General features: G+C 73.4%; 15 protein-coding genes and 4 tRNA genes. 11 read left to right on the forward strand and 8 right to left on the reverse strand.

The window, feature by feature from the left end:
• Positions 1 to 80: 80 nt before the first annotated feature.
• Genes rph through ABT295_RS19545 form a run of 3 tightly spaced genes read left to right on the forward strand, consistent with a single transcriptional unit; the run spans position 81 to position 3021 of the window.
• On the forward strand, positions 81 to 833 hold the full coding sequence (gene rph / locus ABT295_RS19535) for a ribonuclease PH (protein ID WP_352396078.1): 753 nt from the start codon (positions 81 to 83) through the stop codon (positions 831 to 833).
• Positions 830 to 1450 carry an RdgB/HAM1 family non-canonical purine NTP pyrophosphatase gene (rdgB, locus tag ABT295_RS19540; RefSeq protein ID WP_352396079.1) on the forward strand — a complete coding sequence of 207 codons (621 nt, stop codon included), beginning with the start codon at positions 830 to 832 and terminating at the stop codon, positions 1448 to 1450. The genes rph and rdgB overlap by 4 nt, the downstream gene beginning before the upstream one ends.
• Positions 1447 to 3021, forward strand: a complete 1575-nt coding sequence (locus ABT295_RS19545; RefSeq protein WP_352396080.1) for a molybdopterin-dependent oxidoreductase — start codon at positions 1447 to 1449, stop codon at positions 3019 to 3021. Before rdgB ends, ABT295_RS19545 begins: the two co-directional genes overlap by 4 nt.
• Here the strand turns inward: ABT295_RS19545 and ABT295_RS19550 are convergent.
• The gene (locus ABT295_RS19550; RefSeq protein ID WP_352396081.1) at positions 3002 to 3247 is read right to left on the reverse strand and encodes a hypothetical protein; all 246 of its coding nucleotides are present in this window, start codon (positions 3245 to 3247) and stop codon (positions 3002 to 3004) included. The two genes, ABT295_RS19545 and ABT295_RS19550, sit on opposite strands and share 20 nt — an antisense overlap.
• Before the next feature lie 99 nt (positions 3248 to 3346).
• Here ABT295_RS19550 and ABT295_RS19555 point away from each other — a divergent pair.
• The 3 genes from ABT295_RS19555 to ABT295_RS19565 all read left to right on the forward strand — a co-directional run bounded on the left by ABT295_RS19555 (position 3347) and on the right by ABT295_RS19565 (position 4256).
• Positions 3347 to 3427 (forward strand) — tRNA-Leu (locus ABT295_RS19555).
• 76 nt (positions 3428 to 3503) lie between these two features.
• Positions 3504 to 3977 (forward strand): thioredoxin-dependent thiol peroxidase, encoded by a 474-nt coding sequence (gene bcp / locus ABT295_RS19560; protein WP_352396082.1) that lies wholly within the window; start codon positions 3504 to 3506, stop codon positions 3975 to 3977.
• Positions 3978 to 4004: 27 nt separating this feature from the next.
• Complete coding sequence (locus tag ABT295_RS19565) at positions 4005 to 4256, forward strand: DUF3618 domain-containing protein (protein WP_352396083.1); 252 nt, start codon at positions 4005 to 4007, stop codon at positions 4254 to 4256.
• Positions 4257 to 4267: 11 nt separating this feature from the next.
• Here ABT295_RS19565 and ABT295_RS19570 read toward each other — a convergent pair whose 3' ends face one another.
• From ABT295_RS19570 to ABT295_RS19585, 4 genes are all read right to left on the reverse strand, one after another.
• A complete protein-coding gene (locus ABT295_RS19570) occupies positions 4268 to 5119 on the reverse strand; it encodes a hypothetical protein (RefSeq protein WP_352396084.1) in 852 nt (283 codons plus the stop codon).
• Positions 5120 to 5297: 178 nt separating this feature from the next.
• Positions 5298 to 5370: transfer RNA gene (locus ABT295_RS19575), tRNA-Lys, on the reverse strand.
• A gap of 300 nt (positions 5371 to 5670) precedes the next feature.
• Complete coding sequence (locus ABT295_RS19580) at positions 5671 to 6219, reverse strand: hypothetical protein (RefSeq protein WP_352396085.1); 549 nt, start codon at positions 6217 to 6219, stop codon at positions 5671 to 5673.
• Positions 6216 to 6539, reverse strand: coding sequence for an STAS domain-containing protein (locus tag ABT295_RS19585; RefSeq protein ID WP_352396086.1), 324 nt, complete (start codon positions 6537 to 6539; stop codon positions 6216 to 6218). Before ABT295_RS19585 ends, ABT295_RS19580 begins: the two co-directional genes overlap by 4 nt.
• A 160-nt stretch (positions 6540 to 6699) precedes the next feature.
• Here ABT295_RS19585 and ABT295_RS19590 point away from each other — a divergent pair, with 160 nt between their 5' ends.
• From ABT295_RS19590 to ABT295_RS19600, 3 genes are read left to right on the forward strand one after another with little or no spacing between them, the layout of a single operon-like run.
• A complete protein-coding gene (locus tag ABT295_RS19590; RefSeq protein ID WP_352396087.1) occupies positions 6700 to 7410 on the forward strand; it encodes a winged helix-turn-helix domain-containing protein in 711 nt (236 codons plus the stop codon).
• A 29-nt stretch (positions 7411 to 7439) separates the two neighbouring features.
• On the forward strand, positions 7440 to 8972 hold the full coding sequence (locus tag ABT295_RS19595) for a sensor histidine kinase (protein ID WP_352396088.1): 1533 nt from the start codon (positions 7440 to 7442) through the stop codon (positions 8970 to 8972).
• Positions 8969 to 9592, forward strand: coding sequence for a GerMN domain-containing protein (locus tag ABT295_RS19600; protein WP_352396089.1), 624 nt, complete (start codon positions 8969 to 8971; stop codon positions 9590 to 9592). Before ABT295_RS19595 ends, ABT295_RS19600 begins: the two co-directional genes overlap by 4 nt.
• 146 nt (positions 9593 to 9738) lie before the next feature.
• Here the strand turns inward: ABT295_RS19600 and ABT295_RS19605 are convergent, their stop codons facing one another.
• The 3 genes from ABT295_RS19605 to orn form a co-directional block, all read right to left on the reverse strand.
• Positions 9739 to 10902, reverse strand: coding sequence for a glutamate--cysteine ligase (locus ABT295_RS19605; protein WP_352396090.1), 1164 nt, complete (start codon positions 10900 to 10902; stop codon positions 9739 to 9741).
• A gap of 91 nt (positions 10903 to 10993) precedes the next feature.
• Positions 10994 to 11069 (reverse strand) — tRNA-His (locus tag ABT295_RS19610).
• A gap of 145 nt (positions 11070 to 11214) precedes the next feature.
• On the reverse strand, positions 11215 to 11838 hold the full coding sequence (gene orn / locus ABT295_RS19615; RefSeq protein ID WP_502991224.1) for an oligoribonuclease: 624 nt from the start codon (positions 11836 to 11838) through the stop codon (positions 11215 to 11217).
• Positions 11839 to 11890: 52 nt separating this feature from the next.
• Between orn and ABT295_RS19620 the strand changes: the two genes are divergently transcribed.
• A complete protein-coding gene (locus tag ABT295_RS19620) occupies positions 11891 to 13081 on the forward strand; it encodes a PrsW family intramembrane metalloprotease (RefSeq protein ID WP_352396091.1) in 1191 nt (396 codons plus the stop codon).
• Positions 13082 to 13160: 79 nt separating this feature from the next.
• Positions 13161 to 13233 (forward strand) — tRNA-Arg (locus tag ABT295_RS19625).
• Positions 13234 to 13288: the final 55 nt, after the last annotated feature.

Below are 13288 nucleotides of genomic sequence, written 5' to 3' on the forward strand. Positions count from 1 at the left end.
GGTCCGGGGACGGGCGTGCGCGCCCGTTCCCGGGCCCCGCGATTCCGGCCTACCGTGGAGACATGGTTAGCCTCAAGGGCATGACTGACCGACATGACGGACGTGCCCCCGACCAGACGCGCGAGGTGCGGATCACGCGCAACTGGCTGGACCATGCCGAGGGCAGCGTCCTCGTCGAGTTCGGCCGCACCCGGGTGCTCTGCGCTGCCTCCTTCACCGAGGGCGTGCCCCGCTGGCTCAAGGGCAAGGGCACCGGCTGGGTGACCGCGGAGTACGCGATGCTCCCGCGCGCGACGAACACCCGCTCCGACCGTGAGAGCGTCAAGGGCCGCATCGGCGGCCGCACCCACGAGATCAGCCGACTCATCGGCCGCAGCCTGCGGGCCGTCATCGACACCAAGGCCCTCGGCGAGAACACGATCGTCCTCGACTGCGACGTGCTGCAGGCCGACGGCGGCACGCGCACGGCCGCCATCACCGGCGCCTACGTCGCGCTCGTCGACGCCATCGAGGACGCCCGGTCGCGGGGCCTCATCGCAGCCCGGGCGCAGCCGCTCACCGGCTCGGTGGCCGCCTGCTCGGTGGGGGTCGTCGCCGGACGCGCGGTGCTCGACCTCGACTACCCCGAGGACTCCACGGCCGAGACCGACATGAACGTCGTCATGACCGGCGACGGGCGCTTCATCGAGGTTCAGGGCACCGCCGAGGGCCAGCCCTTCGACCGTGACCTGCTCGACCAGCTGCTCGACCTCGCGGCCAAGGGCTGCGCCGACCTCACGAGCCGCCAGCAGGCGGCGCTCGCCGCGGCCACCGACGGGGGTGAGGTGGCGTGACGAAGGTCGTCCTCGCGACCCGCAACGCCCACAAGGTCGAGGAGCTGCGCGAGATCCTCGCCGACGTCAGCTCCGACCTCGGCCTCGAGATCGTCGGCCTCGACGAGTTCCCCGATGCCCCCGACGTCGTCGAGGACGGCGTCACCTTCGAGCAGAACGCCATCCTCAAGGCGGCTTCCGCCGCGAACGCGACGGGCCTGCCCGCGCTCGCCGACGACTCCGGCCTCACCGTCGACGTGCTCGGCGGCGCCCCCGGCATCTTCAGCGCCCGGTGGTCCGGGGGAGGCGGCGACCGCGCCAACCTGGAGCTGCTCCTGGCACAGCTCGGTGACGTGCGCGACGAGCACCGCGCCGCGGCGTTCGTCTGCGCGGCCGCGGTCGTCCTGCCGGACGGTCGGGCGGCGGCCGAGGTCGGCCGCTTCCCGGGCGCCGTGGCCCGGGCGCCCCGCGGCACCCAGGGGTTCGGCTACGACCCCGTCTTCGTCCCATCCGACCAGCCCGCGGGCGACGAACGCACCTTGGCGGAGTACGACGCCCAGGAGAAGAACCACGTCTCGCACCGGGCGCTCGCCTTCCGTGCACTCGTGCCACACCTGAAGGAGCACCTGAGGCCATGACCACGACCAGCCCGGCCACCCGACCCGCGCCGACGCAGCCTCCCGCTCGACCAGCGTGGTGGGGTCCGCTCGACGGGATCGTGGCCGGGCTGCTCACCGTCGGCGTCGCGACGGTCGCGGCGGCCTTCCTCGTCTCCGTCGGCCAGAGCTCCGGGCAGCCGGCGCCGATCGCGGCGGTGAGCGGTGCCTTCATCGACCGGACGCCCCCGTGGCTCAAGGACTTCGCCATCGCGACGTTCGGCACGAACGACAAGCGGGCGCTCCTCGTCGGCACGGTCGTCGTCCTGACGCTCGCGTGCGCGGCGATCGGTGCGCTCGCCCGGCGCCGGTTGACGGCCGGCCTCGTCGCCTTCGCGGTCGTGGGCCTCGTCGGTGCCGGCGCCGTGCTGACCCGGCCGGGTGCCGCGCCGCTCGACGTGCTCCCGACGCTCGTCGGCACCGCCGTCGGCCTGTGGTTCCTCAGCCGGGGCAGCGGCGCGGGGTCGTCGTCCGCCGCCGCCGCGACGTCGACGGCCGGACCGACGCGCCGGTGGGTCGTCGGGGGCGCCGTCGGCGCCGTCGCGGCCTGGCTCGGCACCCGCCTCGGCGGCGACTCGGCCGCGGCGACCGTCTCCCGCGACGCCCTCAAGGCCGTCCCGCTGCGCGGCACCACCCTGACCGTGCCCGCCGGCGCCGACCTCGGCGTGCCGGGTCTCACGCCCTACCTCGTGCCCAATGCCGACTTCTACCGCATCGACACGGCGATCGTCGTGCCGCGCATCGACGCGAACGAGTGGAAGCTCAAGGTCACGGGCATGGTCGAGCGCGAGGTGGAGATCGACTGGAAGACCCTGCAGGGCAAGCAGATGCGCGAGGCTCTCGTCACCCTGACCTGCGTCTCGAACGAGGTCGGCGGCGACCTCGTCGGCAACGCGGTGTGGACCGGCTGGCCGGTCCGCGAGCTCCTCGCGATGGCCGGGCCGAAGGCAGGCGCCGACATGGTGCTGCAGACGAGCGTCGACGGCTTCACCGCCTCGACCCCGATCGGCGCGCTCACCGACGACCGCAACGCGCTCCTCGCGATCCGCATGAACGGCGAGCCGTTGCCCTTCGAGCACGGGTTCCCCGTGCGGGTCGTCGTGCCCGGGCTCTACGGCTACGTGTCGGCCACGAAGTGGGTCACCGAGCTCAAGGTGACGACGTATGCCGACGACGTCGCCTACTGGACGCCGCGCGGGTGGTCGGCCACGGGACCGATCAAGACGGCATCCCGCATCGACGTGCCGCGGGCGGGTGCGGTCGTCAAGGCCGGCACGGTCGCGGTGGCGGGCGTGGCGTGGGCGCAGCACCGCGGCATCTCCAGGGTCGAGGTGCAGGTGGACCAGCAGCCCTGGGCCGAGGCCCGCCTCGCCGTCGACGCCAGCACCGACACGTGGCGCCAGTGGGTCTACGAGTGGCAGGCGACGCCCGGCAGCCACGACATCCGGGTGCGGGCCTACGACGCCTCAGGTGAGGTGCAGTCGCCGCTCGAGGCCCCGCCCGCGCCCGACGGCGCCACCGGCATCCACGTCGTCACCGTCCGGGTGGAGTGACCCCCGGCGCCAGCCGGGCACCGGGTGCTCCCGCCCCGCTCGTCGTCGTCAGCGACGACAGGGGGAGCACGAACCAGTGGCGCGCGAGGCACGTCACGCGGGCGTGCTCGACGGGGCCGTCCGTGCTCTCGAGCACGCTCCGGTCCGTCACCTCGGCCACGGCCCCGCACACGGGACAGGTCGTCGTCTCCAGCGTCGCCGCCGCCTCCTGCTCGAAGCCGTCCACGGGGTCACCTCCTGCTCGTCCCGCCTGGATGGACGGAGGCGCGGGCAGCGCCTGCTGATACGCGATCCCGCCCAACTACAGTGGGGGCCGCACCCGCGAGCGGACGTGGTGGAACTGGTAGACACGCAGGATTTAGGTTCCTGTGCCTCAGGTGTGCGGGTTCGAGTCCCGCCGTCCGCACGAGAGACCCATCGCGGCGACCCCGAACGACCCGAACGGGTACGGGCTCGCCGACACGCGAACGAAGGAGCAGACCGTGACCGCTCGACTCGAGCCGGGCCAGCAGGCCCCCGGCTTCCGCCTCACCGACGACTCGGGGCAGACCGTCTCCCTCGAGGACTTCGCGGGGCGCAAGGTCATCGTCTACTTCTACCCGGCGGCGATGACGCCGGGCTGCACCAAGCAGGCCTGCGACTTCAGCGAGTCGCTCGACTCGCTCAAGAAGGACGGCTACGAAGTCGTCGGCATCTCCAAGGACACGCCCACGAAGCTCGCCACGTTCCGCGAGCGCGACCACCTCACCCTCCCGCTCCTCAGCGACCAGGACCTGTCGGTGCACCGCGCCTACGGCGCGTGGGGCGAGAAGAAGCTCTACGGCAAGACCGTCGAGGGCGTCATCCGGTCGACCTTCGTCGTCGACGAGGAGGGCACGGTCAGCCACGCCTTCTACAACGTCAAGGCGACCGGCCACGTGGCCAAGCTCCGTCGCGACCTCGGCCTCGCCGACTAGAGTCGCACCACCGCGAAAGGAAGCCACATGAGCGACACCGCACGGATCGAGCAGGACATCCGGACCGCCCGCACCCGCCTCGAGGGCACGGTCAACGAGCTGGCGTACCGCGCTCAGCCGCAGGTCATCGCGCAGCGGCAGCTGCAGGGGCTGAGGTTGCGCCTCGACGCGGCCACCCACACCGAGTCGGGCGAGCTGCGCGTCGAGCGCATCGGTGCCGTCGTCGCCGCGGCCGTCGTCGTCGTCGTGGCCGTGGGGCTGCTCCGGCGTCGCCGCTGACCGTATCGGCGTCAGTCCGGCCGGAGGCCGAGGTGGCGCAGCAGGCCGGGGCCCGGCCACACGGGCTTCGTCGGCAGCGGCCACCGCTTCGGGTCCTGCCGGTTGAGCAGCGCGTAGCGGTCGAAGCAGACCTGCTGCGACACCGGACCGTAGAGGTCGGCGGCCTCGCCCATCCACGCGGCGCGGTGCTCGGCCCGGTAGGAGGCCGGCATCGAGTCCCAGAGGGCCTTGTTGAACCGGCGCACCGCCGCGTTGCGCCTGCCGGGACGGATCGCCTCGTCGTCGACGGGCGGTGCGGCCGTCAGGGTGACCGCGCCCCCGCCCCCGCCCCCGCTCGGGCCGGCGCCCCCGAGACCGGGGATCGGCACGCCCGCGAAGTCCGACGACCACCCGCGGTAGGGCTTCTTCCACGCGTCGGTCAGCCGGGCGATCGAGACCTCGCCGACGACGCCGTCGTGCGACCAGTCGGTCGACCGGACGGCGCCGCCGCCGACCGAGAGGGCGATGTGGCCGAACCGGCCACCACCCCAGTAGACGGGGGCACCGGCGGGCGGGTCCTGGTCCGGGTGCCGACGCGTGGCGCGGTCCCAGGCCTCGATGGCGTGGTGCAGGCCGAAGTGGCGCGGGGCCGCGAGGCAGTTCCAGACGAACCGCGTGCACATGTCGACGTCGAAGGTCGTGAACCGTCGTGCGAGCGGCACGCTCTGGCCCGGCCCGCGGATCTCGATGCCGCGGTCGTCGCCGCCCGGACCGTCGGCGGGCAGGTCCGGCTCGACGACCACCTCGACGTCGAGGCCTCGGCCCTGTCCCTCGTGCTCGCTGTGGGCCGTCCACGGGTCCGGCCCGCCGGTGTCGTGCGTCATGGCATCTCCTTCGCGCGGCCCGGGCGCCCACCCGCACCCAGGTGTCCTCCCATGGTGCTAGGGAGGACGCCCGCTGTCACGGTGATACAGAGGGGATACACGGGGACACGGCGACACGGCATACGAGAGCATGCGGAAGGCCCCCGCCCGGATCTCTCCGAACGGGGGCCTTCCAAAGTGCGCCGCCAGGGACTCGAACCCCGAACCCAGTGATTAAGAGTCACTTGCTCTGCCAATTGAGCTAGCGGCGCAACGAGGGGAAACGTTAGCAGCCGTCCCGGGCCGGGACAAAATCGGCCGGCCTCGGACGGGCGACCTGTCGCTCCGGGCGGATTCGACGGGCGCCCGACCGGGCTACGGCGTCGCCGAGGCGGTCGAGATGAGCGAGAGCGCGAGGCTCACGACGATGACGCCGATGATGACGCCGACCGTGATCCGCTGGGCCTTCTTGTTCCCCATGAGCATGGCCCCATTCTGCGGTACGCCGGTCGGTGCACGCCCGCGGGTGCGCACCCGGAGGACTTCGGGTGGGCGGTGCGAGCGGGAGCCCGCTAGCGCAGCGACCTCAGGGCACGGCGCTCGAGGAGGGCGCCGCTGCCCACCGGGATCTCCGCGAAGAGCGTCTCGAGCACGACCGCCGGGTCGGTGTGGAGCAGTCGTGACGGCAGCGAGCGCAGGAGCGTCACGAGCGAGGCGGGCAGCGTCTCGTAGGCCTCGGCGGAGAGCACGAGCAGGCGCTCGCCGCAGGCGATCCGGGCCGAACCGGGTGGGCCGGGGGTCTCGGGCACGAGGTGCACGTCGTCCGGCGTGACGAGCAGGGCCGGGGGCGCTGCCCACGAGCGCACGACGACCTCTCCGTCGTCCAGGCACGCCACGTCGGTGCGACACGGCACCCGCGTCACGGCGCCGGCGTCGAGGTCCGTGTCATCGAGGCCCCCGGTGTCGTCGCCGACGGTCACGACGAGCCGGCCGTCCACGCGCCCGGTGACGGCCTGCGCCCCCGCCTGCTGCAGCATCGTCACCTCCCAGGTGACGGCGTCGGGGCCGGTGACGAGGTGGCGCCGGGCGAGCCCGCGCGGTCGGGCGGCGACGGTGCTCACCGCCGGCCTCCCGTCGACGGGCCCCGCACCTCGAGCATCCCGCACCGGCGGAGCACGTCGAGGTTGCGCGAGCTCGGGTTGGTGACGCGGACCTCGATGCCGTGTCGCAGGCAGCCCCGCTTGACCCAGAGGAGCACGGCCACCGTGGCCGAGGAGAGCCGGGCCACGCCCGAGAGGTCGACACAGACCGAGCCGTGGCCGCTCATGAGCAGTCGGGCCACCTGGCCACGCAGCTCCCGGAGGTCGCGGAGCAGGGTCTCGTCGTCAAGGCACACCTCCACCGCGTGCCCCGCGGGCGCCAGGGTCATCTCCACCGTCATCGGTCCTCCCCGAGGGTCTGGTGCTCGGTCTCGTCGTGCTCCCAACGCTGGCAGGGGGGCGTCTCGGCGGTCGGTCGGGTTCTTTGCAGTTGTGTGACAACTCCCGGGGGCCGACCACGCCCGGACGGGCCGCGACCGGCCCGGCTGGCAGCATGAGGGCATGCCACCCCGCCTGCTCGTGCTCGAGGACGACGACGGCATCCGGACCGCGCTCCGGATGTCGATGGAGGACGAGGGCTACGACGTCGTCGACCGCGCGGACGCCGAGGGCGCGCTGCAGGCGGTGCGCGACGAGGCGCCGGACCTCATGCTCGTCGACCTCATGCTCGGCGGGATGGACGGTTTCTCGTTCATCCGGTCGGTGCGCCCGACGAGCTCGGCGCCGATCATCGTGCTCAGCGCGCGGGCCGACACCCACGACATCGTGGCGGCCCTCGAGGCCGGGGCGGACGACTACGTGACCAAGCCCTTCGAGGTCAAGGAGGTCAGCGCGCGGCTGCGGGCCCTGCGCCGCCGCCCGCCCGTGGCGCCGAGCGAACCCGCCGGCAGCAGCGCCGGGGTCGTCGTCGTCGATCGCACGGGTGGTCCGCTCGTGCTCGACCGGGATGCCGGCGTGCTCCGGCGCGGTGGGGCGGACGTCCACCTCACGGTGACCGAGTTCCGCCTGCTCGGCGAGCTCGTGACGGCCGCGGGACGCGTGCTGAGCCGCCGCCAGCTGCTCGAGACGGTCTGGGACCGGGGCTACTTCGGTGACGAGCGCATCGTCGACGTGCACGTGCACCGCCTCCGCACCAAGATCGAGCCGGATGCCGCCCGCCCCGAGCTGCTCGTCACCGTGCGGGGTCTCGGTTACCGGCTCGACCCGCGCTGAGGCGCGTGGGCGGACGGGCAGGTGACGCGGTGACGGACGACGGCGTGACGGACGACGCGGTGGCGGAGGACGCGGTGGCCGAGCGGGGCAGCGGCGCGCGGCGCCGGGCCGGGCCGGGGCGGGTGCTCGCCGGCAGGGTGCGACGCGTGGGATGGCGCCCGCCCGGGCTGGGGCTGCGGGCCACGGTGACGGTCTCGTTCGCCGCGGGCGCGCTCGCCCTCTCGGTGCTGCTCTCGGTCGGCACCTACGTCGCGGCCCGGCACTACCTCGTCGACCAGCGCGAGCGGGTCGCCCTGCGCCAGGCCTTCGTCGACGCGTCCGTCATCCGTGACGGCCTGCTGACGAGGGGCGCGCGCACGAGCGACGTCATCGGGTCGATCTCGCCGCCCGCGGGTTCCGACGTCGTGCTCCACCGGAACGGACGCTGGTTCTCCTCGTCGCTGCGCGAGGGCTCGGCGAGCGTGCCGCCGGACGTCGCCGACGCGGCCACGGCCGGCGCGGTCACGCTCGCGTGGACAAGCACGTCGAGCGGCCCCGGCATCGTCGTCGGGGTGCCCCTGCCCGCGGTGCGGGCCCGGTTCTTCGAGGTCACCTCGACGACGGAGCTCGCCGCCACCCTGTCGACCCTGACCAACGTCCTGGCGAGCTTCGCCGTCGTCACGACCCTGAGCGGGGCCCTCGTGGGCCGTGCCGCGTCGCGGCGCCTCGTCGCGCCGCTCGACTCGATCGCGGGCGCCGCCGCCCGGATCGCCGTCGGCGAGCTCGGCACCCGGCTGCCGGCCACCGACGACCCCGACCTGGCGGTCATCGTCGGCTCGTTCAACAGCATGGTCGAGACGCTCCAGGAGCGCATCGAGCGCGACGCCCGGTTCGCGGCCGACCTCTCGCACGAGCTGCGCTCACCGCTGACGACGCTCAAGGCCAGCGTCGACGTGCTCTCGCGACGGCGCGAGGAGCTGGGTCCCCGGTCGCAGCAGGCGCTCGACCTCGTCGCCGTCGAGCTCGACCGCCTCCACCGGTCGCTCGAGGACCTGCTCGAGCTCGGCCGCCTCGACGCCGGCGTCGTCACCCGGGACCTCACGCCGACCGACCTCACCGAGCTCGTCCGGCACGCCCTGCGCGACAGCAGGCGCCCGGTCGAGGTGCTCGACGACGGTTCGTCGCCGTCCGGCGCCGGCGCCGGCACCGCGCCCGCGCTGCCGGTGCTCGTCGACCGGGGTCAGCTCCACCGCGCGCTGCTCAACCTCTTCGGCAACGCCGAGACGCACGCCGGCGGTCTGACGGCCGTCACGGTGCGTCGGAGCGGCGACCAGGCCGTCGTCCTCGTCGACGACGATGGCGACGGGGTGGCACCCGCCGACCGCGAGCGGATCTTCGAACGCTTCGCCCGTGCCGGGTCCCGGGGATCGCGGCCCGGCACGGGCCTCGGCCTCAGCCTCGTCGCCGAGACCCTGCGCGCGCACGGCGGCGCGGTCTGGTGCACCGAGGCGCCCGGCGGGGGAGGACGCTTCGTCGTGCGGCTGCCCCTTCGCCCGGCCGGAGACGCGGAGGTGGAGGCATGAGGTCGCGGGCGCTCGCTCTGCTCGGGGCCCTGGGCGTGCTGCTGGTGGCCGGTTGCGGTCTGCCTCGGTCGACCCCGGCGCAGGTCGTCGACCCGACCGACGTGCCCTACCGGCTCGTCGACCCCGCGCCGTCCGGCCCGTCGACGTCGGTGCGCGGCACCGTCACGACGATCCCCAGGGTCTACCTGCTGACGACCGACGAGCTGCTCACACCCGTGGCCGCGCCGCTGTCGCGTGACGGCCTCGTACCGGTCGTGGCAGCTCTGCTCGACCGCCTCGCGCAGGGCCCCGACGCCCAGCAGCGCGCCGCGGGACTCGCGACGGCGCTGGGGTCCGGGTTCGTGCTGCGGCTCGAGCGCGTGGCCGGGCGCACCGCGGTCGTCGAGCTCGACCCCGGCGAGCGCGAGCTCAACGCCAGCCGGCTGCCGCTCGCCGTCGGCCAGGTGGTGCTGACCCTGACCTCGCTCGGCGGCATCGACGACGTGCAGTTCGTCAGGCAGGGGCGCCCGGCGGAGGTCCCCCTGCCGGACGGTGCGCTGACCTCGTCGCCCGTCGACGGTGACGCCTACGACTCCCTCGTCGCGTCGGCGAGCCGCAGCGCCGCCCCCACGTCCCCCTAGCCTCCGGGGGAGAACGCGGCTGGAAGTGCGCCAGGGCGCGGTTGCGGGCGGCATACGGCTCGGTGTGCGCGGCTGGAAGTGCGCCAGGGCGCGGTTGCGGCCGGCGTACGGCTCGGTGCGCGGCTGGAAGTGCGCCAGGGCGCGGTTCAGGCGTCGTTGCGGATGAGCATGGCGCGCACGGCCGCTCGCAGGTCGCCGGTGCCGTCGGCGGCGACCGCGGCCCGCATGCGCTGGTAGCCCGCGCCGTCGCGCAGGATGTCCTCGATGCCGGCGAGCTCGGCCGTGCAGCCCAGCCGCCGGGCCGTCGGCTGCAGCTGCTCGAGCAGGTCGTGGATGTCGTCGACGACCTGCAGCTCGGTGTTGTCGGCGTCGCGGATGATGATCGCGTCGAGGCCGTAGCGGGCCGCGCGCCACTTGTTCTCCTGCACGTGCCACGGCGGCAGTGGCCGGGCGAGCACGCCCTCGGCCAGCTGGCGCTCGAGGTGGGCGACGAGGCAGTGGATGAGGGCGGCGACGGCGGTGACGTCCTGCGGGCGGGAGAAGCCGTCGCAGGCGCGCACCTCGATGGTGCCGAGCCGCAGCGACGGACGGATGTCCCACCGCAGCTCGCTCGCGTCGCTGATGACCCCGGTCGTGTGCACGTCGTGGAGGTACTCGCGGTACTGCGGCCACGTCTCGAACTGGAACGGCAGGCCGGCCGTCGGGAGCTGCTGGAAGAGCATCGTGCGGTTGCTCGCGTAGCCGGTGTCGGCGCCCGAGCCGTAGGGGGAGGAGGCCGAGAGCGCCGTGAGGTGCGGGTGGTAGGTGAGCAGGGCGTTGACGAGCGGCCAGACCTTCGCGGCGGAGGTGACCCCGACGTGCACGTGGACGCCGAAGATCACCATCTGCCGGCCCCACCACTGCGTGCGGTCGATGAGGGTGGCGTACCGCGGTCCCTCCGTGACCTGCTGGTCCTCCCAGCGCGCGAAGGGGTGCGCCCCGCCGCCGTAGAGGAGCACCCCGAGCTCGTCGGCGGCGGCCTGCACGCGTGCGAGTCCGTCGCCGAGGTCGGCGGCCGCCTCCTCCGCGTTGACGCAGACGCCGGTCACGATCTCGACCGTGTTGCGCAGCAGCTCCTGCGTCACGGTCGAGCGCGACTTCGTCGGGCGCGCGTGCCCGTGGTCCTCGGGCGCGTTCGCGAGGCCGAGCAGCTCGTCGGCCCGCGAGGTGAGGTCGAAGGTGACCGGGTCGATGAGCCCGACCTCCCACTCCACGCCGAGCGTCTGGCCCGCCGAGGGGGAGAACCGGGTGTCGAGCGGTGCGTCGGGCATCAGGGCCTCCGGAGGGCTCGTCGGATATGCAGCATGGCCCGGCGCCCTGATGGGGCACCGGGCCATGTGTCCGTCCTGACGAGCAGGACCGTGGGGTGAGTGACGGGACTTGAACCCGCGGCCACCTGGACCACAACCAGGTGCTCTACCAGCTGAGCTACACCCACCATGCACAACACGAGCCGGGCCCGAGGGCTCGGCGCCGTGTCACGGCGTCGACAATGCTACAGGCTCCGGTGAGGTGCTCGTGACCACCCCGCCGGACGGCATACGGGCTCGGCCGCGAGGACGGTCCCGGCCGTGTGCCGGGGGTCAGTGCTCGATGACGTGCGGGCTCGCGAGCGCCTTGGCCGTCGCGCTGTCGGGGCCGGGCTGGGGCACGAAGACGGCCTCGCGGTAGTAGCGCAGCTCGGCGATCGACTCGCGGATGTCGGCGAGGGCGCGGTGCCCGCCCGACTTCTTCGGGGCGTTGAAGTAGACGCGCGGGTACCAGCGCCGCGACAGCTCCTTGATCGAGCTGACGTCGATGATCCGGTAGTGCAGGTAGGACTCGAGCACCGGCATGTCGCGGGAGAGGAAGCCGCGGTCGGTCGCGACGGTGTTGCCGCCGAGGGGCGCCTTGCGCGGCTCGGGGACGAAGGTGCGCACGTAGTCGAGCACGATGTGCTCGGCCTCCTTGAGCGTGACGCCGGCCTCGAGCTCGGTGATGAGGCCCGAGCTCGTGTGCATGTCGCGGACGAAGTCGTCCATCTGCTCGAGCGCCTCGTCCGGCGGCCGGATGACGACGTCGATGCCCTCCCCGAGCTGGTTCAGCTCGAAGTCGGTGACGAGCGCGGCCACCTCCACGAGGGCGTCGGACGTCAGGGAGAGGCCGGTCATCTCGCAGTCGATCCAGATGATCCGGTCGGCGATGGCTCGGTGGTTCGTGTCGCTCACCGCTCCACCATAGAGGCTGGGGTCGGCAGGGCCGCTGCACTAGCCTGCCTGCATGAGCTCAGGGGACCCGACGACCATGCAGCCGGCCGGTGCGCCGGGCAGCCCGGCACCGCAGTGGAGCCCGGTCGCCAACCCGACGCGCCGCCCCCTCCTGCGCTCGGTGATCACGGCCGGGGTCGTCGCCAGCGGGTTCCTCGTCTGCCTGCTGGTCCTGCTCGACATCCTCGGCCAGCGCCTGACGACCCAGACCATCGTCGTGGCCGCGCTCATGGCGATCGTGCCGGTCTTCGTCATCGTGCCGACCTTCCTCTGGCTCGACCGCTACGAGGCGGAGCCGGTGCGCTACCAGGTGTTCGCCTTCCTCTGGGGCGCGCTCGTCGCGGTCGTCGGCGCCTTCTTCCTCAACACGTTCGGGCTCAAGCTGCTCGTCGAGGCGGCCTGGAACGACCCGCTCGCGACGGGCGCCGTCTACCTCGCGCCGGTCACCGAGGAGACCCTCAAGGGCCTCGGCATCCTGCTCATCTTCCTGCTGCGGCGCCGCGAGTTCGACGGCATCGTCGACGGCATCGTCTACGCCGGCCTCATCGGCGCGGGCTTCGCCTTCAGCGAGAACATCCTCTACCTCGGCCAGGCCTACAACGAGTACGGCAGCGAGGGCCTGACGGCGACCTTCCTCGTGCGCGGGCTGATGGGCCCCTTCGGCCACCCGCTCTTCACCTCGCTCACCGGCATCGGGATCGGCATCGCCGTGACCGCTCGCCGCCCGGCCACGCGGGTGCTCGCCGTCGTCGTCGGCTGGATCTGCGCCATGCTCCTGCACGGGCTGTGGAACCTCTCGGCGCTCGCCGGCATGGACGGCTTCTTCGAGGCCTACCTGACCTACCAGGTGCCGCTCTTCCTCGCCTTCCTCGGCTTCCTGCTGTGGCTGCGTCGTCGCGAGGGTCGCCTCATCGGCCGTCACCTCTCGCCGTATGCCGACGCAGGCTGGCTCACGCACGCCGAGGTCACGATGCTCTCCCACCTGCGCCTGCGGCGGGCGGCGCGGGCTTGGGCGCGGCGCACGGGAGGCCGCCCGGCGCGACGGTCGATGGACGCCTTCCAGGACAGCGCGAGCGACCTGGCGCTGCTGCGGTCGCGGATCGTGCGCGGCACCGCCGAGGAGGGCGCGGCCGCCCGGGAGCTCGTGCTGCTCGAGGCCATCACGGCCCACCGCCGCGACTTCATCGGCTCGCCCGTCACCTGAGGCCGGGCCACGCGGGCCGGGCCCGGCCGGGTGCCTATCATGGGCACGGCGCCCGGCCCTCCGACGGCCCGGCCCGCCGGCCCCTGTAGCTCAGCGGATAGAGCAAGAGCCTTCTAATCTCTTGGTCGCAGGTTCGAGTCCTGCCGGGGGCGCCCAGGTCACGAGTCGGAACCGGTCTGCCGGCGCAGGGCTCGTCGGTTTGGCGCG

Source organism: Terrabacter sp. NPDC000476, from assembly GCF_040300125.1.
Lineage (GTDB): Bacteria > Actinomycetota > Actinomycetes > Actinomycetales > Dermatophilaceae > Terrabacter.